Source organism: Spongiibacter sp. IMCC21906, from assembly GCF_001010805.1.
Classification (GTDB): Bacteria; Pseudomonadota; Gammaproteobacteria; order Pseudomonadales; family Spongiibacteraceae; genus Spongiibacter.
Map to the genome: position 1 here is coordinate 591679 of NZ_CP011477.1, position 23910 is coordinate 615588.

The 23910-nt window shown below is 51.2% G+C and carries 24 protein-coding genes; 4 read left to right on the plus strand and 20 right to left on the minus strand.

The genetic code is table 11. The features are described 5' to 3' along the window. Positions 1-25: 25 nt before the first annotated feature. Entirely contained in the window at positions 26-676 is a 651-nt protein-coding gene (locus IMCC21906_RS02680; protein WP_047010875.1) for a hypothetical protein, read from the plus strand. Between the two features lie 134 nt (positions 677-810). On the opposite strand, the gene IMCC21906_RS16575 is transcribed toward IMCC21906_RS02680, so the two are convergent. The 8 genes from IMCC21906_RS16575 to IMCC21906_RS02715 form a co-directional block, all read right to left on the minus strand. Further along, a complete protein-coding gene (locus IMCC21906_RS16575) occupies positions 811-954 on the minus strand; it encodes a DUF3096 domain-containing protein (RefSeq protein WP_082117322.1) in 144 nt (47 codons plus the stop codon). A 294-nt stretch (positions 955-1248) separates the two neighbouring features. Further along, positions 1249-2577, minus strand: a complete 1329-nt coding sequence (locus IMCC21906_RS02685; protein WP_047010876.1) for an MFS transporter — start codon at positions 2575-2577, stop codon at positions 1249-1251. Positions 2578-2607: 30 nt separating this feature from the next. Then, complete coding sequence (locus IMCC21906_RS02690; protein ID WP_047010877.1) at positions 2608-3615, minus strand: phosphotransferase family protein; 1008 nt, start codon at positions 3613-3615, stop codon at positions 2608-2610. Beyond that, a complete protein-coding gene (locus tag IMCC21906_RS02695; RefSeq protein ID WP_047010878.1) occupies positions 3612-4580 on the minus strand; it encodes a hypothetical protein in 969 nt (322 codons plus the stop codon). Before IMCC21906_RS02695 ends, IMCC21906_RS02690 begins: the two co-directional genes overlap by 4 nt. A gap of 41 nt (positions 4581-4621) precedes the next feature. Further along, complete coding sequence (locus tag IMCC21906_RS02700; protein ID WP_047010879.1) at positions 4622-5767, minus strand: acyl-CoA dehydrogenase family protein; 1146 nt, start codon at positions 5765-5767, stop codon at positions 4622-4624. A gap of 10 nt (positions 5768-5777) precedes the next feature. After that, a complete protein-coding gene (locus tag IMCC21906_RS02705; protein WP_047010880.1) occupies positions 5778-7403 on the minus strand; it encodes an AMP-binding protein in 1626 nt (541 codons plus the stop codon). 14 nt (positions 7404-7417) lie between these two features. After that, positions 7418-8221, minus strand: coding sequence for an enoyl-CoA hydratase/isomerase family protein (locus IMCC21906_RS02710; protein ID WP_047010881.1), 804 nt, complete (start codon positions 8219-8221; stop codon positions 7418-7420). 103 nt (positions 8222-8324) lie between these two features. Beyond that, positions 8325-10535 carry a TonB-dependent receptor gene (locus tag IMCC21906_RS02715; RefSeq protein ID WP_082117323.1) on the minus strand — a complete coding sequence of 737 codons (2211 nt, stop codon included), beginning with the start codon at positions 10533-10535 and terminating at the stop codon, positions 8325-8327. Between the two features lie 633 nt (positions 10536-11168). Between IMCC21906_RS02715 and IMCC21906_RS16185 the strand changes: the two genes are divergently transcribed. After that, positions 11169-11801 carry a TetR/AcrR family transcriptional regulator gene (locus tag IMCC21906_RS16185; RefSeq protein ID WP_082117324.1) on the plus strand — a complete coding sequence of 211 codons (633 nt, stop codon included), beginning with the start codon at positions 11169-11171 and terminating at the stop codon, positions 11799-11801. A gap of 2 nt (positions 11802-11803) precedes the next feature. Here the strand turns inward: IMCC21906_RS16185 and IMCC21906_RS02725 are convergent, their stop codons facing one another. The 11 genes from IMCC21906_RS02725 to moaA form a co-directional block, all read right to left on the minus strand. Further along, complete coding sequence (locus IMCC21906_RS02725) at positions 11804-12502, minus strand: LrgB family protein (RefSeq protein ID WP_047010882.1); 699 nt, start codon at positions 12500-12502, stop codon at positions 11804-11806. Continuing rightward, positions 12495-12845, minus strand: a complete 351-nt coding sequence (locus IMCC21906_RS02730; protein WP_047010883.1) for a CidA/LrgA family protein — start codon at positions 12843-12845, stop codon at positions 12495-12497. Before IMCC21906_RS02730 ends, IMCC21906_RS02725 begins: the two co-directional genes overlap by 8 nt. Further along, positions 12845-13333 (minus strand): disulfide bond formation protein B, encoded by a 489-nt coding sequence (locus IMCC21906_RS02735; RefSeq protein ID WP_047010884.1) that lies wholly within the window; start codon positions 13331-13333, stop codon positions 12845-12847. Before IMCC21906_RS02735 ends, IMCC21906_RS02730 begins: the two co-directional genes overlap by 1 nt. Before the next feature lie 77 nt (positions 13334-13410). Beyond that, entirely contained in the window at positions 13411-14028 is a 618-nt protein-coding gene (locus tag IMCC21906_RS02740; protein WP_082117325.1) for an ACP phosphodiesterase, read from the minus strand. Then, positions 14025-15593, minus strand: coding sequence for a glutamate--cysteine ligase (gene gshA, locus IMCC21906_RS02745; RefSeq protein WP_047010885.1), 1569 nt, complete (start codon positions 15591-15593; stop codon positions 14025-14027). The genes IMCC21906_RS02740 and gshA overlap by 4 nt, the downstream gene beginning before the upstream one ends. A 282-nt stretch (positions 15594-15875) precedes the next feature. Then, positions 15876-17333 carry a TrkH family potassium uptake protein gene (locus IMCC21906_RS02750; RefSeq protein ID WP_231580307.1) on the minus strand — a complete coding sequence of 486 codons (1458 nt, stop codon included), beginning with the start codon at positions 17331-17333 and terminating at the stop codon, positions 15876-15878. A 25-nt stretch (positions 17334-17358) separates the two neighbouring features. Beyond that, positions 17359-17994, minus strand: coding sequence for a DUF502 domain-containing protein (locus tag IMCC21906_RS02755; protein ID WP_047010886.1), 636 nt, complete (start codon positions 17992-17994; stop codon positions 17359-17361). Between the two features lie 114 nt (positions 17995-18108). Next, on the minus strand, positions 18109-19503 hold the full coding sequence (locus IMCC21906_RS02760; RefSeq protein ID WP_047010887.1) for a VWA domain-containing protein: 1395 nt from the start codon (positions 19501-19503) through the stop codon (positions 18109-18111). Positions 19504-19531: 28 nt separating this feature from the next. Further along, a complete protein-coding gene (locus IMCC21906_RS02765) occupies positions 19532-20452 on the minus strand; it encodes a MoxR family ATPase (RefSeq protein WP_047010888.1) in 921 nt (306 codons plus the stop codon). Beyond that, entirely contained in the window at positions 20449-20982 is a 534-nt protein-coding gene (locus IMCC21906_RS02770) for a cupin domain-containing protein (RefSeq protein WP_047010889.1), read from the minus strand. The genes IMCC21906_RS02765 and IMCC21906_RS02770 overlap by 4 nt, the downstream gene beginning before the upstream one ends. Before the next feature lie 13 nt (positions 20983-20995). Beyond that, positions 20996-21997, minus strand: a complete 1002-nt coding sequence (moaA, locus tag IMCC21906_RS02775) for a GTP 3',8-cyclase MoaA (protein WP_047010890.1) — start codon at positions 21995-21997, stop codon at positions 20996-20998. 100 nt (positions 21998-22097) lie between these two features. Between moaA and IMCC21906_RS02780 the strand changes: the two genes are divergently transcribed. Together IMCC21906_RS02780 and IMCC21906_RS02785 are read left to right on the plus strand one after the other, a co-directional pair. Then, positions 22098-22715, plus strand: a complete 618-nt coding sequence (locus tag IMCC21906_RS02780) for a hypothetical protein (protein ID WP_047010891.1) — start codon at positions 22098-22100, stop codon at positions 22713-22715. Positions 22716-22780: 65 nt separating this feature from the next. Further along, on the plus strand, positions 22781-23119 hold the full coding sequence (locus tag IMCC21906_RS02785) for a hypothetical protein (protein ID WP_047010892.1): 339 nt from the start codon (positions 22781-22783) through the stop codon (positions 23117-23119). Here IMCC21906_RS02785 and murI read toward each other — a convergent pair. Then, on the minus strand, positions 23106-23903 hold the full coding sequence (murI, locus tag IMCC21906_RS02790) for a glutamate racemase (RefSeq protein ID WP_197085937.1): 798 nt from the start codon (positions 23901-23903) through the stop codon (positions 23106-23108). The genes IMCC21906_RS02785 and murI overlap by 14 nt on opposite strands. Between the last annotated feature and the right edge of the window lie 7 nt (positions 23904-23910).

Genomic DNA, 23910 nt, shown 5'->3' on the forward strand with positions numbered 1-23910 from the left:
GCCCGTAATAGGAAGATTGGACTGCGTGAAATCTACGTTTTCACTAATATTAAGCGCGCTGCTGCTTTGTGGCTGTGCAAGCCTGGGCGGTGGTGATGTCAGTACTCGCCAGCCCGATGCTGAGCGCCCTCATAATTTAGAGGCGACAGTAGAGAAGGTGGCGGCGGAGCAAGAGCCGGCGTCAGAATCTGCCGCTGGCGAGCAACCTCCCACTAATGCCAGTACAAGGCCTGCCCCCACGTTTACTATGCCCACGCCTTCGGCGCGGCGGGCGCTGCTGGGTAAATGGTACGGTATTGCTAAAGGCAATGATGGCGGTAGCAAAGAATGGCTGATCGAAAGGTTAACTGACGGCACCTATCGCATTGATTTTCGTTTTACCTCTGCCAGCGGGGCCATTACCTCCCAGTCTGAGGTAGGCTTTTGGGGTGTGTCGGAAGATATTTATTTCCGTATTTTTCGGGGTTGGGCGGAGTTAAATGGGATGAGATCTGCCGATCCCACTGACCCAGATCATTATGATGCCTATGAAATACTGGCCTTAAGCAGCAATTACTTCCGTTATCGACACCTGGGCTTGCGGGAAATCTATACCGTGAAAAAAATGCCCAATAACTTTAAGTTGCCGGTGGCGGCTAATAGCCAGCCCAGTCAACCGCTTAAATTCGAATACTAGAGCAGGAAGCTTTACCTGCTCTAGTTTCGGGTTCATCTTTTCAAACGCAGCCTGCCAGCAACATTGTCTCGCCAATCGATAGAGTTGAGCGAGACTTTGCATGTGTTTTAATATCGATAACGGCTGCCCTTCAATTAGATACTCAGATTCAGTAGATCAATGACACCAATGGCAATTAAGTAACCGGCGACGATGTAGTTAAGCAGCCGTGGCCTAATAAGAATGGCGACCCCTGCAGCAATGGAAAGAATGGGGATAAGATCTAAGGTAATCGTCATTGAAAAGTCCCTGTGTTGTCATGTTTAGAATATGGATCGCAACGCCGCAATTTAGTTGCGTCATAGCTGTCGTACGACGGTTTTGCAGCCCTGCGAAGACGGTCATGAAAGGCCTGTATCTCGGCTCTTCATTACTAAAGTAGCACGTTGGCCGTATTTTTCCGCTTCTTATTGAATGTTGTCATTTTTTTAGACAAGGCTTTGAGGGGGGAGATACATACGTGGGGCTGAATAGCTTGTTTGGCCGTTATCCAGAGAAGAAAGATAACAGCCAAACCCGTCGACATTCTTAAATTAAATAGCCTCCCCTTGGTCCGCAATATCTTTGCGGATAGATTTGGCAGCTAATAATAAGTGCACAATACCCATGATTGCCGCTATTGGAATAGTGATAAGCATGGCATATCGAAGACCGTCGTTACCCAAACTGGGAGTGAGCAAATCGCTAATAAAGCCAATGCTGAGGGGGCCCAAACCTAAACCAATCAGATTTAAAATCAGGTAAACAATCGCTGAGGATAAGGCTCGCATTCTATTGGGGACGAGATTGTGGGTAACGGCGATAATTGGCGGCAAATAGGTAGTGAGAAAAATGCCGGGAATGATGTAGCACATCAACCCGAGTGTTGGGTTGTCGACCAGAAATATACCGATTAAGAAAGGTAAGTAAACAGCGATCGATATGGCGGTGATCCATAAATACCAGCGTTCGTCCCGGCGACCAAAGCGATCAGAGAAGTAACCAACAAACCACGTCCCCAGGCCACCACCCACACCTAAAATAAGCGCAAACCATGTGCCGACGGTGGCAGTACTAAGGTCGTGCACCCGAATAAAAAATGATGGCAACCAGTTGAGCAAGCCGTAGCCCGCAAAGGCGATAAACGCGGCTGCAGCACCCATATGCCGGAAGGTTTTTAAGCGCCATAGCTTGTTAAATACAAACCCTAAAGAGGGAGCCGGCGCACCCGTTTCTTGCATCGTCTCGGGTTCGGTGCGGCCGCGTTTGGGCTCGTGTAAAAACACGCGAATACAGATAGCGAGAATAACACCGGGTATGCCCACGGCAAAAAAAGCGACTCGCCAGCCAAAGAATTCGTTGAGCCAGCCGCCTGCCAAAAATCCCAGCAACACACCGATGTTGACGCCAACCGTGTACAAGCCAATGGCGGTTGCTCGCTCGTAGCGAGAAAAGATGTCGGAAATAATAGAGTGGGACGGCGGGCTACATCCCGCTTCGCCAACCCCGACGCCAATTCGTACCAGCAGTAATTGAAAAAAACCGGTGACTAAACCACTGAGTGCGGTAAATAAACTCCAGATACCTACAGCAAGCGAGACAATATTCCGGCGATTGCCTCGATCTGCCCAGCGGGCAATGGGTAGCCCCATCACCACGTAAAACACGGCAAAAGCAAAACCGGTTAATAAACCCAGTTGTGTATCGGAAAGGAGTAATTCCTCCTTAATGGGTTCTTGCAAAATAGATAGAATTTGCCGGTCAATAAAATTAAAAACATAAGCCGTCATTAATAAGCACAGCGAAAAATATTGATATTTTTTACTGTCGTAGGGGTCGTCGCTAGCGGCATTGTGCACGACAGTTTTTGAATTTGCTTTCATTGTTATTCTCACTTGATCATGTGTGATGGACTACAGTTTTGCAAGATCACTTGCCGCGTTTAAAAATCGTTCGACTAGACCGGGTTCTGCGTAGTAAGCGTCTTCGCCGCGTTGTCTTGAGTATTCGTAAAGAATAGCTAATTTCCAATTAACAAAAACCCGGTACCACTGCAGGCCGCTAATATTTCTACCGCTTTGCTGGGCGTAGCGTTCTGTTAATGATGCGGGGCTTGGGTAGCCTTGTTCCAGCACCGCCGTTGCCAAGTCTTCGGTAGGTGTGCGGGACTGACCATGTTCGGGATAACAGTTGAGAAAATAGGCCAGATCCATCAGCGGATCACCGAGCGTGGCCAGTTCCCAATCCAAAACGGCCAGCAATGTTGCCGGGGCTTGGGCGCCCCACATAATATTGCCAATCCGAAAGTCGTTGTGGATGATGCAGGCGCCACTCTCTTCGGGTATTTGTGCTGACAGCCAGTTGTCCAGCGCGGCAAAGTTTTCAGGCACTTGGCCTTCATCATTACTGATTAAACTGCGGATGCGCTTATAGTGGCGGCGATTAAAGCCGTCGGGTTTGCCGAAGTTGCCGAGACCTTGCTTGGCCCAATCGACTTTGTGCAGAGCCGCCAAGGTATCGATTAAAGCTTCGCCAATAGCCTGTCGAGTTTTGGGTGCCGATAGGGCGTCAGGCGTACGCTCGGTAATTACTTCGCCGGGCACGTACTCCATGACATAAAAGGGCACATCCAATACCTGTAGCTGATCATCCACTGCCAGCACTCGGGCAATCGGCACGTCGCTGCCCTCTAGTGCTTTAATCAACCGGGCTTCACGCAGTACATCGTGAGCGCCGGGTGGCAGTGGCGGAGGTGGTGGCCGGCGGACCACCATGCTGCGCTTACCATCGCTAACCAAGTACGTTAAGTTTGAGTGGCCATCGCCAATCGGCGTGGTGCTAATCTCGCCTTCGCATAGGCCTTTTGCAGACAAAAATGCTTGCAGGCGGCTCAGTGTTTCTTCCGTCCAGGTCCAGTTCATGATTTTTTATTCAAAGCTGATAAGTATTCGATATAGGATTTAGGCCAGTGGGTTTCAAACTGCCCGGCAGCGGCATGACCATCAATTTTGGCGTGGCAGGCAGCCTCCATAATCATGGTGTCCATCTTGTCATTGGTGGGAAGTCTGACCAGGGCAAAGCGATCCATTTCTAAATGGGTTACCCCGCCTCGGGTATCAATAATGTCGGCTTCAAGATGCATTTGGCCCATATCATCATCGTAGTCGGCGTGGTGCTTGATGTGGTCGATCGGCAGCAAATCACCGTCTTTGACCACGTAACCGGCAAAGCCGATTTCGCCTTTGGCGATGTAAATCCAGCCATTAACAATATGGCGGCCATCTGGGCTGTAGGCAATGAGCCATTTCCAGTGGTGGGGGACACCCCATTGCCGGGTACCCCATGAATGGTCGCGATGGCCAATGCGATCCCATTCTATGCGGCGACCATCAAATTCTAAAAAGCCCTTAACATGGCCGGTTTGCTCAAAGCGATTAAGGGCAAACCACTTGGGTAGTCCTTGGGGATTCTGCCGAAAACTAAAGGCATCGTGCAGCGCGGTAAACTGGTATTCCAGTTTTACCTTGTCGCTCTCATAACGCAGGCAAGCGGTTTTACGCAGCTCAGGTTGGCTCAGTGAGAGACCTTGTAACTGAAAATTATCAAAGTCCATATCATCGCTGACTTCGCCATGACCTAGCTCCAATACATAAGGTTTTTCTTGCTCACCCCAGACAATGACATTGAAGCCCGCTTGGCCAGTGCCCGCCAAATAAAGATAGGCCTGAAAGCCTAGCTTTTCATCGGGCATGATCATTTCCCAAAACAGCGAGTCACGCATCTTGCCGCCGGGAAGAGGGCGGTGGCGAAGATCATCTTCAGCTTGGTAGCCCGCATCTGGGGCTTCAGGAATCACATTTATGGTGAAGTCTGATGTATTACTCATAATATTCTGCCATTGGTCTGGTAAATTATTTCGATGTGTTTTTAATACTGGATAGCTGCTCGGCCAACTCGTTCTCTGGCGATAATCTGTTTCATGATGCCAGCGGTGCCGTCGCCTATTTCTAAGCCCATCACATCTCGCAAGCGCTGTTGGTGGGGCAGGTCTTTGCTCCAACCGTAGTGGCCAAAGGTGAGTAGACACTGGTGAATAACGTCGTGGGCTTTTCTGGGCCCCATCCATTTGCACATGGCGGCTTCTGCGGTATGGGGAAGGTCGGCGTCTCTCAATGCCAAAGTGTGGTAGCAGAGTTGGCGAATGGAGGCGATGGTGGATTCACCTTCGGCCAAGGGAAAGCTCACTCCTTGAAACTGAGCGATGGGTCGGCCAAAGGCTTCGCGTTCTTTGCTATAGGCCCAGGCTTCGTCTAAAGAGGCTTGCGCGGCGCCGCAGCATTGCAGGCCGATAAGTGCGCGGCTGTAGTCAAAGCCCTGCATCACTTGGGTAAAGCCTTTGCCTTCGTCGCCCAGTAAATACTCTTTGGGAATACGGACATTGTCGTAGAAGATAGAACCTCTGCCAATAACAGCACTGCCCAAATCGTCGTAACGCGTTTGAGAGATACCGGGCAGCGTGTGGGGAACAAAAAAAGCGCTGATGCCCCTTGCACCGGTACCGTTGTCGGTACGGGCGAAAACCAGAGAAGCATCAGCGCAAGCGGCGAAAGTGATGGATGCCTTTTCGCCGTTGAGGAGATAGTCACTGCCATCGCGTGTTGCTCGAAATTGCAGTGCGGCGGCGTCAGAGCCGCCTCGGGGTTCGGTGAGGCAGATAGCGACCAGCGCTTCTCCCGAGATCATTTTGGGTATCCATTCAATGGCCACATCGGGGTGGGCGTGGCGTTGAATAATAGATCCCAGCAAGGAAACATTGACTGGCAAGGCGCTAATATTAAAGTCGCCATAGCCCATTTCTTCGGCAATGATACCGGCGGTAACTGCGTCCATACCCATGCCACCCACTTCTTCGGCAAGATCGACACCAAGAAACCCAAGCTCGCCAATTTGCTTAAGCAGTTGACGGTCTAGCACACCAATCCGCTCCCGCGTTTGATAGTCAGGTAGCAGTGTTTTGCGAGAAAATTGCTTAACCGCCTCGGCGAACTCACGCTGGGTTTGATTAAAGATCATGGCGTAGCTCCTAAAATTCCGCAGCCGCCGATTGGCCAAATCGTTGGCGCAACGCCAATTTATTGATTTTGCCTGTGGGGGTAAGAGGCATTGTGTCGATAAACTTTATTTCTTCCGGCAGCCACCATTTTGCGAGTGTTAAGGCCATGTGATTTTTTAGGGTTTGGCTATCCACCTTGGCATCAGCTTTAAGGGTGCACAGCAGAAGTGGGCGCTCTTGCCAGCGGGGGTGTGGGACGGCAATGGCTGCGGCCAATTCGATATCCGGGTGACTGATCGCAGCGGCTTCCAGCTGGGGCGAGCTAATCCATTCACCGCCTGATTTAATAACATCTTTGGCGCGATCAACGATTTGCATCGTGCTGTCCGGATAAATCTTGGCAATATCGCCAGTCTCCAGCCAGTCCATGGTTTTCTCTTCGGGTTCACCAACATAACGAGCGGCAACAGTGGGGCCTTTAACCTGTAATGCGCCAGCCACTTCGCCGTTGTGGGGTAAAGGCTTGCCATTGTCATCGACAATACGTAAATCGGCTTGAAAAGCCACACGGCCTTGGCGGGAGGTGGTCAAGACGCGGCGCTGGGCATCGGTTAAATCTTGAGAACCTGGGGGTAGACTGGCGCGAGTGGCACCGGGGACTTCAGTCATTCCCCACGTTGTGCGTACGGCAATATACCGTGATTCCAGAGCGTCAAATAATCGTTCTGGAATAGCCGTGCCAGCGACTAATGCGGTGCCCAGTGATGACAGTGTAAGGCCGCGCTTATCCACTTCTTTGAGAAGATCGTTCCAGACAGTGGGAACCGCGCCAGCAATAGTGACCTGCTCGCTGTCTAACATTTCTACAATGCTTTGAGGGGTAAAGTCTCTGCCGGGTAATACTAGTTTGTGGCCATTCATCGGGGCAGAGAAGGGCATCATCCAACCATTGGCATGAAATATTGGCGCGACGGGCATGGCGCAAATGCGCTCGCCGTTATTGGCACTACCGTACATATCTACCATGGTCATATTCATCGCGCACAAGGTCAGGCTGCGATGGCTGTAAGCAACGCCTTTGGGTCTGCCGGTGGTGCCAGAGGTGAAGCACACTGTGGCGGCATCACGTTCATCAAACACCGGCCATTCAAAGTTGTCATCAAAGCCTTTTTTCAATTCTGATAACGCAATGCTGTTACGTAAACTGCTTGTAGGAAGTGGCTCGCCTTCATCTAAGTAAATCCAGTGTTGGATTGCGCTGCAATGTTGATCAATTTGCTCGGCAAGTGGCTGGGTATCGGCGTCATAAAAACACACGGTGTCTTCCATTAAACCGATCATATAGCCAAGGTCGTTAACGGTGAGTCGAGGGTTTAGGGTATGGAGTGGTGCGCCTAAGCCCAGCACACCGTAGAACACTTCCATATGGTTAGCGGTGTTCCAGGTAAGGGATGAAAATCGGGTTTCACTATTGAAGCCATTGGCTAACAGCGCCTTTGCCAGGCATTTGCTACGAGAGCGAATGTCTTGCCAGTTGCTGCGTTCAATCTGGCCATTAATTTTTCTGGCTACAACTTCAGTTTTACCGTGATGATCTGCTGCGTAGTCGATGAGCCGTGAAAGCAGCAAGGGCTCATCCATCATTAAACCTTTCATAATTTTCTCTCTACTCAGCAGTTCTTATATTCAGGGCGGCGCTTTTCACGGAATGCTTGAACGGCCTCTTTATGGTCGGCAGTTCCCATTAGCAGATTTTGCTGCCGGTCTTCTATGGCAACAGCCGACTCGAGGCTGGGTGCATCGATCAGGGCATTAATGGCATCTTTGGTCAGGCGTAAGCCCAAGGGTGAGGCTTGGAGCATTTCGTCGGCCAGACTCAAGCCGCTCTCAAGCAATTGCTCAAGCTCAACGACATCAGAAACCAGGCCCATTTGCAGCGCTTGCTCAGCTTTGACAAAGCGGCCGGTGTATAGAATTAACGATGCATTAGAAAGACCGATTAATCGGGGTAGAAAATACCCGGATCCCATATCGTTGCCACTTAGACCTATTTTTATATAGGCCGCGTTCATACGGGCGCAAGTTGAGGCAATGCGAACATCTGCAGCCAAAGCCAGAGAGAATCCACCACCACAAACAGGACCGTGGCAGAGGGCAATAATGGGTTGGGGGCAGCTGCGCATCAAGCGAATAAGAGATGACGCTTGGCGCTGGGTTTCATATTGCTGTACTTCGCGACCTTCACCCTCGGCAAAGGCACTTGAGTTGAGATCGCCGCCAACGCAAAAGGAGCGACCCTCGCCGCGCATAATGACGAGACGAACGTCGTAGTTATCTTGCAGGCTGGTATAGTAATTCTGTAAGTCTGAAAATAACTGCTTATTTAAGGCGTTCATTGCCTCGGGGCGATTCATGGTCAGAATATCTATTTGCCCCCGATGTTCTATTTTCAGCGTTGGGTATTGATTAGCCATTTTTTACTCCAGCGAGCTTTATTCTGTCATGGGTCGTAGCAACCAGGCCGCGACCCATGATGGTTTTGCATTTACAAAGTGGGTGGACAAAAAACCTTGCTGTTTAGTAGGTCCATGATACTGAGGCACCAAAGGTTCTTGGCAGGCCGTAGATATTAATCACCTGACCGGGCAGCGCGAGAATAGTGCTGCGGTACTCTTCATCCAGCACATTGTTTGCCCAGAGGCTAAAACGCCATTCATCATTGGTTACGGTGGCTCGCAAACTGGCTAAGCCATAAGCGTCTTCTTTGGTGAAAGGCGCTGTGCTGCCGTATTTGGCATCGGCTTCACCGGGCTCATGGAAGAACTCATCGTTGTAGGCATAATCTGCCCGCAGGATAAGATCCATACCGTTACCAATAGGCGTGTAGTATTCGGCACCAATATTGAAGGAGTGCTCTGGAGCGCGAACCATTCGGGTGTCGGAGTAATCAACACCTTCGCTAGCGACGTAGCTCAAGTATTTGGCATCGGTATAGGCGTAGGCAAAGCTCAAGGTGAGAGAAGCCAGTGGACGATATAACAGGTCCAATTCAAGGCCGCGAATACGGCTTTCACCCGCGTTATCTATCAGTGAAGGTGTGCTGCCATCGGCTAATTCAACGACCCGGGATACCTGAATATCGGTGTAATCGAATTGATATACTGAGCCATTAAAGGTTAATGAACGGCCTAGCCATTGTGATTTAAAACCAACTTCGTAGGCTTCCAGCTCTTCAGGATCAAAAACAATACTGGCTTGTGATGCGGTTAATGGTGTGTATTGATAACCACCCGATTTAAAGCCTTGGCTATAGCTGGCAAAGACGCTGGCATCTTCACCTAGGCGATAATTAAACACGATTTTGGGATCAGTAGACGTAAATTCACTTTCAGGGTTCACCACGTTGAAGTCGGCGCTAACTAGCGGTGAAGCGTCTGTGGTAGTACCAAACATGACTGACTCTTTTTGATCTTTGGTGTAGCGTAAGCCCAATGTCATATCCAGATTTTCGCTCAGGTTGATAGTGGCCTGACCGAAATACGCGGTGCTGGTAGTATCAAAATCACCACCCGTTACATCCACTTGATCAATGCTGGGGTCGTAAATGACGGCATCTTCGCCATAGAGAAAGGTATCGGTGTGAACACTTTCGTCCTGGAAGTAGTAGAAGCCAACAATCCAGTCCACTTTGCCATCGAATGACAAACTGCTATCAGGATTGGACACAAAGCGAATTTCTTGTGTCAGCTGCTCAGAGTCTTCATCTGAAATCTGACGCATTACGTCCAGGTCGGTGTTGTCAAAGTCCCGGTCATCGACATACGTCATGTCTCTGAACGTTGAGATAGATACCAATGTGCCAGCATCAAAATCGTATTCAATCTTGGCATTAAAGGCATTGATTTCCCGGTTGTAGTCGGTGTCAGTGTTGTAAAACTGCTTAAATTTATTGCCAGACTTGGTTGGCGAGCCCGTACCTAGCAGCGTGCCGTCTGGGTTGGTGGTGGAACCGATGCTTTCACCTTGGAATGAATCGCCGCTGTCTTCGGCAAATTCACCAATAAGGCCAATACGAAGTCTGTCAGTTGGTGTGAAATCTAACCGCAGGCGACCGCCGGTGTTATCTAAACCCTGGGGATGCTCGCCGCTGTTCAGGTTAGTCATATAGCCTTCGCGGTAGCTGTGCCAAAGTGCGGCGCGGCCTTTTATCTTGCCTTCTTCATCTAGCGGGCCAGAAACAGCACCAAACAGGTTTTTACTGTTGTAATTACCGATGCCTGCTTCAACTTCGGCTTCAAATTCATCAGTTGGCCCTTTGGTGACAACATTGATAACACCGCCAATCACGTTGCGGCCGTACAATGTGCCCTGGGGCCCTTTTAAGACTTCAATACGTTGCACATCTTTTAATGTGCCCAATACCCCACCCGTTCGACCTAGGTAGGCGTCGTCCACAAATACACCAATAGAAGACTCTGAGCCGGGATCAAATTGACGGGTACCAATCCCGCGAATATAAAGTTGCGGTCTGCTGGTACCAAAGCCACCCGCATAAAAGCCCGGGACCTTGGGTGCTACTGCAGAGACGTCGACAATACCGCCATCGCGAATAGCATTTTCGTCAAAGGCAGAGATGCTGGCAGGAATGTCCTGAATACTCTGGCTACGTCGCTCAGCCGTCACAACAACCTCCTCCAGTGCAGTACTCTCGCGAGATGCCGCATGAAGGTTAGCTGCTGCTGGCAGAGTTAAACAGATGAGGCTTAGCTTACCTATGGTGTTCTTCATGGATCTGACCTTTATGAAGTTATTTTTTAAATGTTGTTCTCAGAGTGATGGGGGTATGCCCCTACTCGGCAAGACCTGTTGTCTTGTTGCTCAAACGGTTGTCTAAATATGCTGGTGTTACTTGCTTTGGCACCGGGACAACACAGGTCTTTTTATTAGCGCAGCTCTTGTCTGTCGTAATTGCCGAGGGACTGCAGGACTTTGCTGCCACATCTCTCATGTTGGGCATCCTATCTGGCTTTTCTATAGGACGTCAATATATTTGTTTGGAGCAAACAAGTTTATATTGGTATATGAAGATCTATTTTTCTAATATTTTTTTATATCAAATTATGTCCGAGCGTAGCTGTCCATGTTTCTAGTTCTCATATTAGCTGAATAGAGAAAATTATTTAAAATCATGATCTTGTGTCGATTTTTTGCCATTTTTTTTGGTCGTATTAATTGTTCCTGGCGTGGGTTTGGTCAACCCCGGTAGGGCTAAATGGATACTAATTTATTTGTTTTAAACAAATAAGTTGATTATTATAGCCAAACTCGCCGCTATAACCGCCAATACTAACAGCGGCATTCTGTTTGAAAGTGATGAGTCAGCAATACCCTAACTGATAACGTATTACGTGATGACCTATTATGAGCCGATCTGATACCCAACCGAGATTAACCCAGGCCGAGCGCGTGGCGATTTCAGATCAGAAAATGCTTGAGGTGGCCACTGAGCTAGTGCTGGAACTGGGCACTGAGAAGACCACACTTAAAGAAGTGGGTGAGCGGGCCGGCTATAGTCGAGGCTTGGCCAGCGCCCGTTTTGGTTGCAAAGAAGAATTGTTTTTACGGATTCTGAAAATGCACCGCGAGCTTTGGTACTGCGTGTTACAAGAATACACCGGTGGCCGGGAGGGAATGGACGCAGTGCTTCATCGCATCGATGCGGTTGGCGCTATTATCGACAAGGACCCCAACAACGTTAAGGTCATGTATACCCTGTGGTTCGACTCGTTAGGGCACCCATCTGTGTTGACGGAGCAGTTGGTTAAATACAACACCGAATCTCGTAACTCCCTGGGCCAAATGTTGATACAGGGTGTCGTGAACGGTGAGCTGCGGGAAGACTTGGACGTGCCCCAATTTACGATTGACTACTACAGTCACATTTATGGCATGGTTTATCAGTGGTTGGTTTCGCCAGAGGCAGTCAATATTCCTCGAACCTTGGAATCTTTAAAAGACTATTGCCGCTATTTTTTACCTAAGAAGAAAGCCTAGCTTCAAACTCTAAACCACTGCGCTGCTAATGGTACCGCTATTGCGGTAAACGAACCGGTTAAGCAGAGTGCCAAGCTGGAAAACGCTCCGGCTACAGGGCTGCGTTCAAATGCTCGAGACGTGCCAATGGCATGAGCAGCCAACCCTAGGCAAAACCCCCATAGCCGATCATCCTCAATCCCTAGTTTTTTGAACAGCCACTCGATACTGGCAATGGCAACCACGCCGGTCAGAATCACTGACGACACAGCAACGGCAATCACGCCGCCAATCCCTTCTGTCACTACGATGGCAATTGGGGTCGTGACCGATTTGGTGGTGAGTGATAATAAGGTTTGGTGGTTGGCGCCAAAAATCCATGCCAGAGCCAGCGCGGAGAGACAGGCAAATGAGGCCCCTAATATCGTAGTGATAAGCAGCGGCGCCGCAATATCTTTAAGCAAATGCAATTGCCGATACAGTGGAATGGCGAGGGCCACGGTGGCGGGGCCCAGGAAAAACAACAACCAATCGACATTGGCGTAGTAATCGTTAAAGGAGCGATCTAAGGCGTAGAGAGCCGCGGCGATAATACAGGCGCCACTAATGGTCGGGTGGAGCAGGGCAAAGCGACCACTGTGTTGATAGGCTTTTAAGGCCAATATATAGGCCGCCAGGGTTAGGGTTACGGCAAAAAGGGGACTGTGTAACAGCTCAGTCATGTTTTGCTCGTTTACGACTGAGGGCTTTCAATAGCAAGCCGCTAAAAATTAAAGTGGCCAAAGTGCCTAGCGATATTGCGGCAATAAAGCCCGGCCATTGATCGGCAAAGCCCGCGCCGAGAAAAAACATACCGGCGGCGGGTACCATAAGTAGCAGGGGCAATAAATTGATTAGCCGCTGGCTGCCCTGTTCTAAATCGTCGGGCACATCCCCTTTCAGCATTAAAAATAAAAACAACAGCAGCATGCCAATAACCGGGCCGGGTAACGGCAGCCCCAGCCCACGCTGCAGGGCCTCGCCTAATAACTGGAAGGCAAAAAGGGTAAAAAAACCCGCCAGCATTACCGCTTGACCCAGGGCAGGGCGGCGACGATGGCTGCAAGCCCAAGGCCGATATAGGCGATAAGCGCCCAATTGGGCATGCTTAAGCCGAACAGTGTCCAGACGATTTCGGCGCAGTTGCCATCCCCCATCATCAAGGTTTGAAAGGCCTCGCTAAAGGGCAGGTTGGAAAACATATATTCCAGGCTGGGGCCGCAGGCGGGCACTTGATCTGCCGGGAGGGATTGCAGCCATACTTGGCGTGCGGCCACGGCCCCGCCGCCACCACAAAATAAAACGATGAGTCCTGAAGCAATATTACGGCCTTTACCGTTGGGGTGGATGAGGGCGGTGACCAAGGCAGTGAGCCCGGCCAAGACAAAAAAGGCACGTTGGGTCATGCAGAGGGGGCAGGGGTGCAGGCCGTCAAAGTACTGGGTATAAAGCGCGTAGCTGAGCAGTGCGGCACAGGTGGCGGCAATCAATGCGTAAATCCAGCGCGAGGTCACGGGTGTGTAGCTCCTAGAGTGATTAAGTCACGATTGAAGGTATTGTACTGTCAGCCAGCGGTGATTGTCTGTGCGCTTTAGCTTGAAGCTGGTGTAGAAAATTCGTTTTGTAGCTGCTGCAGTAGCTCGGGGTATAGACAATGAAAGCGCTGATCAATTTCGGGTAAATGCACGGCCAATACATCGCCGCATTTGGCCAAGGGGTTTTCTCGCTTCAAGCGTTGGCCAATTCGTTCCAACATAGCGACGATGCGCTGCCAGTCGCCCATGCCGCTAAGCACATCATATTGGGCCAAAATGCTAATTTGCCGGGCGGCCGCTTTGGGGTAGCGATGCTGTTCTGCCAGCACTTTATTGTAGGCCCTGCGATTGAATTCAAGTAGCGGCTCAGCATGGTAGCGTGACCAGTGTTGGCTCAAACAGTGGTCAAAACAGAGGTCCAGCATAATGCCGCCATAGCGGCGGTATTCCCGGGGTAGCAAGTCTAGACATTGTCGTGATAGTGGGTGGTGGTCGGTGAGGGCATCGATACGTCGATGCAGGCGAATGCCCGCTTCCCAGTCGTCGGGCCACTCGCCTTTTAATGGCCCTTTTACAAAATCGCCCAGCAGCCCCCCAACTAGCAAAGCCTGTTGGCTATAAGGGCTTTGTGGGGCGATGGTGGCAGCCAGATGAAAGTGAGCGAGGTAATTCACAGCTGTTGGTATTGCTCGTAGAAGCGCTGCAAATAAGTGTCAAAAGATTCCAGGTCGGCGGTTTCTTCCAGTGCCTGCAGCTCAGCTTGGGATTGGGCGTTAAGATCCGCAAAGCGCTGTGCTTCTGCGCTGCTTAAGCCTCGACGACGGAAGCTGTCGGCATGTTGCTGAGAGCTTTGCAGGGCAAAATCATGGTAGCTAAGGGTGTGTGTTTCCAATTGCGCAACAATTTGTGCCGACGGCGTGAGGCTGGAGTCGCTCAGTTTCGCGCGCTGTTTGCGACTGCTTTGCAGATAGTTGTCGCCGCCGTGGGCCTTGTCTAGCAGAGCGGCTAATTGATCGACGCCATCAAGTAGTTCATTTCCCCAGTCAGCCAAGGTGCGTTTTTGACCTTTATCGCATAACTGCAGGTTTGCTTCGCGGCCGCTGTCCACTACTTTTAGCATATTGGCGATGGTGGCGGCATTCACATCGTCATCGCAATAGGGGCTGTCATCGCAGAGGCAGAACATTAAGAAGGCATCAAGAAAGCGAATCTGTTCGGCATCGATGCCGACCGGCAACATAGGGTTAACGTCCAGGCAGCGCACTTCAATATATTCGACACCGCCACGTTGCAGTGCCCCCAGTGGAATCTCGCCACTGGCGGTGACCCGCTTGGGCCGAATCGGGCTGTAAAATTCATTTTCTATCTGTAACAACCCCGTAGAAAGCTGCTGGTCTTTGGGAAATCCCTCGTAATCTGGATGAGAGGTGATAATGGCCTCGCGCAGGGTATTAATGTAATTATCCATGCGGTTGTAGCAGATATTCAGGTTTTTCTGGGCGTCGCTTTGGTAGCCCAAATCGCCCATGCGTAGCGAAGTGGCCTTGGGTTTGTAAAGGGTGATATCGCCCAATGGCTGTAGACTGTTTGGTTTGCCGTTTAAAAAGCAGCGCGATACCGCCGGTGCGGCGCCAAACAGATACACCAGTAACCAGGCGTAGCGACGGAAGTTACGAATCAGCGCAAAATAGCGTTCGGTGACAAAATCATCGAAATTGCCGCCACCGCCCTCTTCGGCATACAGGGCTTGCCACAGCGCGGGGGGGAGCGAAAAATTATAGTGAATGCCAGAGATGGTTTGCATTTTGCGGCTATAGCGATGGCCCAGGCCCAGTCGATAGCGGGTTTTCATTTTGGCGGGGTTGCTGTTGCCGTATTGGGCAACGGGAATGTCGTCGTCTTGTTTGCCCAAGATACAGGGCATGCTGGCATTCCAGAGTATTTCTTCACCCAGCTCTGCATAGGCAAAGCGGTGGATGGCATCCAGTTCATTGAGGGTGTCGTCGATGGAACGGCTTACCGGTGTAATAAATTCCAGTAAGGCTTCAGAAAAGTCCGTGGTGATAGACGGATGCGTCATGGCTGAGCCAAAGGCCGCCGGATGCGGGCTTAGGGCCAGTTTTCCAGAGGCATCGGTCCGGAGACTTTCTTTTTCTATCCCCCGTCTAAGCTCGGTTAACAGGGAGGTGTTGTTTGCCCGCTCAAAAAAAGCGAGGCGTTGTGCTAGCGGTGTCGCCAAAATCCTGTCCTCGTGGGAGCAGCAAAAGGCCGCTCAGTGTAATGTCGTGTTTAAGGATGAACAATGCTCTGGGTGAAAATGGCTGCTTGATAGACGCTTGAAGGTGGCGGCAATTATCGTTCTCGTAGAGAAACAGTCTATTTTTTGAGGTGATGCTGAACTTTGTTGAGAAGCCTGTCTCTAATCATTTGAAGTCTCCTACTCTAGGTAAATTAGGGCGCTCTAATGAGCGCCCATTTTTTTTGCCTGTAGAAAACCCCAGTAACTGCCAAATTAGCGTTATTAGCCCCGCCAATAAGTGGGCATTAATATCAGTATTACAGTCATAAACTCCAAACGGCCCAACAGCATACCGACACTCAGCAGCCATTTTGCGCTATCTGGCAAACTGGCAAAATTTCCTGCTGGCCCAATAATATCGCCCAAACCAGGTCCTACATTCATTAGCGCGGTGGCGGCGCCGGTAAAGCTGGTGACCAAGTCTAAACCACAAAGTGACAGCAGCAGAGTTAACGCAACAAGGCTAATAATTACGGTAAAAATAAAGGCCGCCGTTGAAAAAATAATGCTGTCGTCCACGGGTTGAGAGTTATAGCGCCGACGTAGAATGGCGCGAGGATGGACTGCCCGCATGGCGCTTTCTTTCAGCATCATAAAGAACAGCTGAAAACGAAATATTTTGATTCCCCCGGCAGTGGAGCCAGAGCAGCCGCCAATAAACATAACAAAGAAAAATACCACCACCGAGAAGCTGCCCCACAAGGTGTAGTCGCTGCTGGCATAGCCGGTAGTGGTGATCACCGAGACAATATTAAAGGCGGCCAGGGTGATGGCGTGGGGGGTGTCTAACTCGCTATTGGCCGCCAGATAAATACCCAGCACTAGACTGATTACTGTGGCGGTGAGCAAAAAACCGCGAATTTGCTGGTCTTTAAATACCTGCCAGTTTCGCTTAATCAAAAAGTGGACATATATGCTAAAGGGCATGGCCCCAATCAGCATAAAGATCACGGCAATCCAGTGGCTGGGAATATCGACAAACTGGGCAAAAGATTGGTCAGAGGTGGAGTAGCCGCCGGTGCTGATGGTGGTCATGGCATGGTTTACTGCGTGGAAGCCGTCCATGCCCGCCAGCATATACGCCAGCGTGCAAATAAAGGTCAGAATGATGTAGGCATAAATGATCCATGTCACCATGGCTCTGGACTGAGGTATGGCTTTATCTGACCAGTCGGAGGATTCGGTTTGGAATAGCTTCATGCCCCCCACCCGTAAAAAGGGCAGTATCGCCACGGCCATACCGATCACGCCCAAGCCGCCGACCCACTGCAGCATGGAGCGCCATACCAAAATGTCGTGGGGCATATTGTCTAGTCCGACCATTACGGTAGAGCCGGTGGTGGTGAGGCCAGACACCGATTCAAAGACGGCGTCGCTGAGGGTGGGAAAGCCGTCAAAGAAATAAAATGGCAATGCGCCGGTAAGGCAAATCACCAGCCAGGACATGGTGGTCATTAAAAACATATGTCTAGGTGCGAGGGTTTGGGTTTTATGGCCGCGGGACAACAACCACCCACCGCTGGCCAGTAGTTCGGTGATGGCAATGGACAGGGCAAAATTTTCGCCGTTGCCGGTGCCATAAATCAGCGCCAGCAATAGTGGCACGCTCATCATGATGCCGAACACAAACAACACAAAACTGCTGACCTTTAACGCCGGTCTGAGCAGGCTTATAGGCACGAAATGGCCTCCGCGTAGCGGGACATTAGCTTGGCTCAAGGTCGACGACACCAGCGGTAATGTTTAGCTCGGCAGAACCGGCACCACAGGCGATGATGGATTTAAAAGCGGTATCCAGCTTGATATCGGGACGGGGCTGAACACACTCTGGAGGCAGATGATAAACAAAGCCCGAGGTGGGATTGGGGCCGGTGGGAACAAAAACGCTAAACCAGCCATTGTCGTGGCGGCTGGTAATGATGGCGGTTGCCATGGTGGGAATATCGACGCCATAGAGTTTGACCACGGCCACCTCGCCGCGATTAAAGGGCGAGTTGCTGTCATTGCCGAGCATTTGCTTAAGGATATCCCGCACCATACGGTAGCCTGGAGCAAAGCGGGAAAGGTGGCGATCGATAAAATTCTGTATCAGCCGCCCTGCGCTGGTGGCAACTAAGGTGCCCACCACAAAGCAGGTAAATAAAATGCTGAAGACCACTAGGATGTCTATCAGCAGTGGCGGCGCCCCTGAGGCGTTAGCCAGTGGTGTTGCCAGCGGGGCAATCAAATCTCTGACCCCATTTACCGCCCAGCGAAACGCCAGCAAGATGATCACTGCCGGGGCAATAACCAAAAAACCACCGATAAAGGATTGGCGAATGAAATGCTTGATTCTGTTCATAGCGAAGTCAGTTGATTAGAACTGCGCCCATCTTAGTGAGAAGGATTTGCTAACACTACTTTAATTGCGACTATTGTACTGAACATAGCCGACTGTCAGCCCGGAATTATCGTGTTAATGCAGCACCGTGAGCAGATCATCTAGTAGTCGCTCCAACTGCCGAATGCTACCGCATTCAGCAATATGGTGGCAGGCGCTGCGAAACCGGCGTATTTCTGAATCACCCGTGTCCCAACGATTGCGCGCTTCGGGATTGAACCACAAAACCAACCGTGCGCGTTGGTAAATTTTACGCAGTGATTCAATACCGGTTGCCGAACCGTTGCAACGACCATCACCTAAAATAATCACGGTGGAGTGCCGGCTGATATCGGCACCGTGGTTAGTAAAAAAGCCATCCAAGGCACTGCCATAGCCACTGCTGGCCATGCCGTGTTGGCGGAAAATCTCGCTGATGGCTTGCTCAGAGCTAAAGCGTTGAAAGTAATCGCTTACCTCTACACTTTCATTACAAAATACAAAGCTGCGGGTTTTGGGGATGACGTCGCTCAAGGCGTGGAGAAAGACCAGCAGTAACTCGGACCAGGTGGCCACTGAGCCGCTGATGTCGCAGAGCACAAACAACTCACTGCGGGTTTTGCGAGTGCTTTTCCAATGGCGGCGAAACGGTACGCCATCGTAGGCGATGTTTTGTTTGAGGGTTTTGCCCAGATCTAAGCGACCACGATGACTGCGGCGATAATGCTGGCGATGCCGGGAGGCCAGCTTTCGGGCGAGCTTGCGAACCAGTTCTGGCAGCTGCTTGCGGTAGTAACTGTCGATGGCACCAATGGCCATATCCTTCATTCTGGCTTCTTGGTGTTGGCGGGTTTCCGCCTGGTTGTTAAGTTGCAGTTGGCGGTCAACGAGCTCACCGGCTTGCTGCAGAGCCTGTTCTCGTCGCTGCCGCAACCAGCGCGCCCGTTGTCGATCTTCTTGCTTGCCCTGTTCAAGTTGGTGAAGCTCAAGGCCGGTGACGGAGTGGGCTAGCGCCTGTTCTAAGCGATTACGATAGAGATTGCGCTGGCTGGGATAGCGAATATTTTCAAGGCCGATCTCGGCGGCAGCCTGCATTAATTCGAGTTGTAGACTTTCGCCTTGGCCTCCACCGCCGCTGCCTCTACCCGGTAGGGCTGGAGTGGAATTGCCATGGCTACCGGGTTCACTATTGTTGCCGGGTTCACGGTTGCCAGAGGCGTCGTGCTCTGCAGTGCTAGCTTCAGCGTCTGAATCTTGCTGTGGTGGAGTCGAGGCGTTAGTGAAATTAAAAAATTTTACAAAGCACTCGGCAAACTGCGCCTGCTCTTGGCAGGATTTAGCTAGACAGCTTTGCAAGCCATCGTAGAGTAGCTGTTTATTGCTATAGCCCAGCGTTGCCGCCACTCGCATGGCGTCCAAGGTTTCAGCGGGGGATACCGCGATGCCGTGGTGGCGCAAATGACGAATAAACTGTAGAAGAACCGTATCCACAAAATGACCTGCGGGCGAAGTGTTGGATTTAATGCCGGGCTTTCAGCAACTGGGATATTTCTGGCGTCACCAGCGCAATATCCTCCTCGTATTTGAGCAATACGTTCAGCGTGTCTTGCACCAGGTCAGTGGAGAGTTCTTGGCTATGCAGCAGTATCAAGCTGCGTGCCCAATCAATGGTTTCACTGATAGCGGGGAGTTTCTTCAGATCCATCTCCCGCAATTGTTGTACAAAGTTGACCAGTTGTTGACGCAGTTCTGCGGGTGCATTCGGCACCCGGCTTTGCACAATTTGCGCTTCCAGCTTGGCTTCTGGAAAAGGGATGTACAGGTGGAGGCAGCGGCGTTTAAGGGCATCACTTAATTCCCGGGTATTGTTGCTCGTGAGCATTACCAGTGGATTGGCCTTGGCTGTGATACGGCCAATTTCGGGAATGCTAACCTGAAAGTCGGCAAGAATTTCCAGCAGCAATGATTCAAATTCGTAGTCGGCTTTATCAATTTCATCAATCAACAGGAGTGCGGGGGTTTCGGTTTGCAGTGCTTTGAGCAACGGCCGTGGCTCAAGAAAATTTTCTGAGTAAAAGATGTCGTCAAAATTATGCAGCCGCTCCACCGCTGCGTGCAGGCCGCTGGCCCCCGCTAACAGCTCATGGAGCTGCTCTTTCAATACCTGCACATAGAGTAGTTGCTTGCTGTATTTCCAGTCGTATAGCGCCTTACTTTCATCTAGACCTTCGTAGCATTGCAAGCGCAGCAGCGGCGAGCCCAGCATGGCCGAGGTGGCGTTGGCCAGTTCGGTTTTACCGACCCCGGGTGGGCCTTCTATCAGAATAGGCCGTTCTAGCTGCTGGGCTAAATATAAGGTGGTGGCAATACTCGAACTGGCGATATATCCCTGAGTCGCCAAGTTGGCGATAAGGTCTTGAATGGCTTGGGGTGGTTTCATGGACGGTTCTCGTTATGCGGCAGGGCTTTGACCAGATGGGCAAGGGTTGGCCAGTGCTGAGAAAATTGGGATTGTATGTCGATGGGGGTGGCGAGTTGGTGGTCTTGGTAATCAAAACCGGGGCAGACCGCCTCGGAAATTAAGCCGTAGTCATAGTGACTCGCAATAAGCTCGCTGGCCTTCCAGCAGTTAGCGGGAGCCAGTAATTGGAGTTGCTGCCCGGCGAGCAGGTCTGGTCCCAACACGGCACAGCGTAAACTGCCATCCTGCAGCAGAAGGGTATAGCGAATGGCGCCGCCGCCCTGCCAGTAATGCATGATTTCTGAGCGATTGCGGTGCAAAAAACCGGTGGGACTGTGATTGCTGAGCAGATAATAAATGCTGCTCATTGCCGGTCGTGATGCTGCCGTGCCAGGCAGAGACGATATCTCGGCTTGGGACGTTGCTGATGAGGTATAGCTGCGGCGAAAAAAACCGCCCTCGATGTGGGGTTCTAGCTGTAAATGCTCGATAAGGCGGGCCGCGTCCATTAATGAACTCCGGCTAGCCGCCGGTCATATTCATAAAGCGGACGATTTGTGGAGAGTCGTCCAAGTCAAAATGGTGACGCTCAGGCTTGAGGGGCATGGCATCTAAAATCGCCTGTTCAAGTCGTTTTTGGTTGCCGGGGAACTGGTCAACCACACTTTTTAAATCGGCGGAGTGTTCATTGCCCAGACACAACAGTAGCCGGCCTTCTACGGTGAGTCTCACCCGGTTACATAGATGGCAAAAATTGTGACTGTGGGGAGAGATAAAACCAATGCGGCTGGTGCTATCGGTCATGCGGTAATAACGGGACGGACCGCCGGTTGTTTCGTCTGATGCGGTTAATGGGTAACGTTGCTGAATTTGCTGACGAATCTCTTCACTGCTGCAAAAAGCGAGGGCTCGGTTGTGCTCGTCAATTTGACCTAAGGGCATTTCTTCAATAAAGCTGATGTCTATTTCCCGATCCCGGGCAAATTCTACCAAATCCACCACTTCGTCATCGTTGCGGCCTTTGAGTACCACTGCATTGAGCTTGATGCGTTTAAACCCCGCATCTCGGGCGGCATCAATTCCTGCCAGCACCTTGTGCAGGTCGCCGGTTCGGGTGAGCTGTTTAAAGCGCTCGGGCTGCAGACTGTCTAAGCTAATATTGATCCCACTCAGTCCCGCGGCCTTTAGGGGTTTGGCAAATTTATCCAGCCGAGAGCCATTGGTGGTGAGGTGTAGCTGCTCTAAGCCGTCGAGCTGCCCCAGCTGCTCAACGAGTTGTAACATATTGTTGCGAACCAGGGGCTCACCGCCGGTCAGGCGAATTTTTTTGACGCCCAGGCGAACGAATGCGCTGGAAATATCGTAAAGCTGCTCAAGGCTGAGAATCTGCGAGCGTGGCAGAAACTGCATATCTTCTGCCATGCAGTACACGCAGCGAAAATCGCAGCGATCAGTGACCGACAGGCGTAGGTAATCAACTCGGCGGCCAAAGTCGTCTTGTAATGGCAACGTAGGTTCAGTCATGGCTTTATGCTACCACATCGCCACTGAAGTCTCTGAATGGGGTCGTGGTGAATTTGCAGGTATGATGGAAAGAAATTAAAACAATGCTAAGGAGATCAACATGGGTAAAGGTTTAGTGGCGGTACTGGCGGGGGTGTCATGGCTGGCAAGTGCCTCGGTGCTGGCTGACGCTGGCAATCAAAACACCGGCCGCGAAGCTGCGCCAACACAACAGCAAACCCAAGCTTACAGCCACTGGCAGCTATATAATCGTGCTGGCCAGCCAGTCACCGGCCAGCAAATTGCTAAAGCTAGAGCGGTAGAAATGGCGGTGGAAAAAGCCAACGCACCAGAGGATTCTAAAGAAGCGGCGCTGATTCGTATGGGTATGGGGCAATCTCCAGAAATAGCATATCAGCGTAATGATGCTGTTTTTGACGAAGATGGCCGCCAATTAAACGACGATGAAGTCGCAGAATACCTCGCCATTCAAGAGGCGATGGCCAGAGGTGGTGTCGCCCCCGGCTCCGAGCAAGAAGCCGAAATTGTGGCGGCAGCAAAAGGTGAGCGAAAAACCGAAGATGGCGAGCCTGTTGCGCAAAAAACCTACGAAGACATGGCTAAGGAAATTGCAGTACAAGAAGCAATTATGCGTTCTGGCGCCCAGCCCGGTTCTGCCAATGAAGCAATGATTCGTACCGGTGCTGATGTGTTAATGGAAAGAATGAAGTCTTGGTGACGGCTGAGTCCTGCGTACAGCGGGGCTTATATCGCTAAATTACCCGCCGTACAGAGGATGTGGGCATGCAATTAAAATGGTTTATTGGTTTGATCATAATGGTAACGGCTGGGGGTGTTGCTGCCCAGTGCAAGCAGCCAGTGCAGCCGGAGCTGGAGATAGACGGAACCCAAGATCGCCGGGTGGATATGATGTCTGCTAAACAGGTTTTGCAGACCTATTTGACCCAGGCTGATCGGTATTTAGATTGTTTAGATCGAATGGGAACCATCGCCATGACCAGCGGTAAGGATACCGAGGCTAGTCGCGATCAACGCATTGCGGCGTATAGTCGGGTGATGGCGGAAATGAATGCCGAAGTCGATGCGTTTCGGCAACAGGCCGAGCTTTTTAACGGCCGCTGAGTAGACGAATTCCACGGTTTTTTAATACCGCTGCCAAGCTGTCGCTGTCCTCGGGCTCGCCGAGGAGTAGGGCCTCTTGGCTGCCGGTTTGCTTCAATTCTCGTGTTGTCCCGGATTCGTTCAGCAGCTGTGCCACGCGCCTGGCAATGGCTTGCCCCGAGTCGATCCAGCTGACCTCCTTACCGAACAGGGTTAATTCTTTAGCCAGTTGCTGTTGCACCAGGGGAAAATGGGTGCAGGCCAGTACGACCGTGTCCATCTCGGCGAATCGTGGTTTTTCTGCAAGGTGCATAATGGCTTGTCGCCACGCCGCTGGTGAGTTTTCACCCCGCCAAAAAAAGGTTTCTACTGCGCTTGCTAGGCCGGGGTCACCAGCGGTAATAACGTGGCAATGGCTGGCAAAATCAGCAATGAGTTGCGCGGTGTAGGGGCGTGAAATGGTACCGGGTGTGGCCAGCAGACCGATGACGCCACTGCTGCTTTGTTGGGCTGCGGGTTTAATGGCAGGTACCACGCCCACCACGGGAATAGCAACTTGGGACCTCAGTGACGGTAATACGGCCGTGCTGGCAGAGTTACAAGCGACCACGAGCATATCGCAGGGGTGATCGATTAGTACGTCGAGGATTTTGCGACAAATATGCTCAGCCAGTGGCTGTTCTTGCCATTGACCGTAAGGAAAGCCGCCCCGGTCCATTGCATAAAGTAGATCAAGATCGGGAAGCAGACGATGAATTTCGGCGCCGATACTCAACGAGCCGACGCCGGAATCAAAGACCAGCACGCGGGGC

Coding starts and splice junctions, on each gene's coding strand:
- IMCC21906_RS02685 (WP_047010876.1), bottom strand. CDS start 2,577: ATGAAAGCAAATTCAAAAACTGTCGTGCACAATGCCGCTAGCGACGAC.
- IMCC21906_RS02705 (WP_047010880.1), bottom strand. CDS start 7,403: ATGAAAGGTTTAATGATGGATGAGCCCTTGCTGCTTTCACGGCTCATC.
- IMCC21906_RS02755 (WP_047010886.1), bottom strand. CDS start 17,994: ATGAACAGAATCAAGCATTTCATTCGCCAATCCTTTATCGGTGGTTTT.
- IMCC21906_RS02700 (WP_047010879.1), bottom strand. CDS start 5,767: ATGATCTTTAATCAAACCCAGCGTGAGTTCGCCGAGGCGGTTAAGCAA.
- IMCC21906_RS02780 (WP_047010891.1), top strand. CDS start 22,098: ATGGGTAAAGGTTTAGTGGCGGTACTGGCGGGGGTGTCATGGCTGGCA.
- moaA (WP_047010890.1), bottom strand. CDS start 21,997: ATGACTGAACCTACGTTGCCATTACAAGACGACTTTGGCCGCCGAGTT.
- IMCC21906_RS02785 (WP_047010892.1), top strand. CDS start 22,781: ATGCAATTAAAATGGTTTATTGGTTTGATCATAATGGTAACGGCTGGG.
- IMCC21906_RS02730 (WP_047010883.1), bottom strand. CDS start 12,845: ATGCTGGCGGGTTTTTTTACCCTTTTTGCCTTCCAGTTATTAGGCGAG.
- IMCC21906_RS02715 (WP_082117323.1), bottom strand. CDS start 10,535: ATGAAGAACACCATAGGTAAGCTAAGCCTCATCTGTTTAACTCTGCCA.
- IMCC21906_RS02765 (WP_047010888.1), bottom strand. CDS start 20,452: ATGAAACCACCCCAAGCCATTCAAGACCTTATCGCCAACTTGGCGACT.
- IMCC21906_RS02695 (WP_047010878.1), bottom strand. CDS start 4,580: ATGAGTAATACATCAGACTTCACCATAAATGTGATTCCTGAAGCCCCA.
- IMCC21906_RS02770 (WP_047010889.1), bottom strand. CDS start 20,982: ATGGACGCGGCCCGCCTTATCGAGCATTTACAGCTAGAACCCCACATC.
- IMCC21906_RS16575 (WP_082117322.1), bottom strand. CDS start 954: ATGACGATTACCTTAGATCTTATCCCCATTCTTTCCATTGCTGCAGGG.
- IMCC21906_RS02710 (WP_047010881.1), bottom strand. CDS start 8,221: ATGGCTAATCAATACCCAACGCTGAAAATAGAACATCGGGGGCAAATA.
- IMCC21906_RS02725 (WP_047010882.1), bottom strand. CDS start 12,502: ATGACTGAGCTGTTACACAGTCCCCTTTTTGCCGTAACCCTAACCCTG.
- IMCC21906_RS16185 (WP_082117324.1), top strand. CDS start 11,169: ATGAGCCGATCTGATACCCAACCGAGATTAACCCAGGCCGAGCGCGTG.
- IMCC21906_RS02690 (WP_047010877.1), bottom strand. CDS start 3,615: ATGAACTGGACCTGGACGGAAGAAACACTGAGCCGCCTGCAAGCATTT.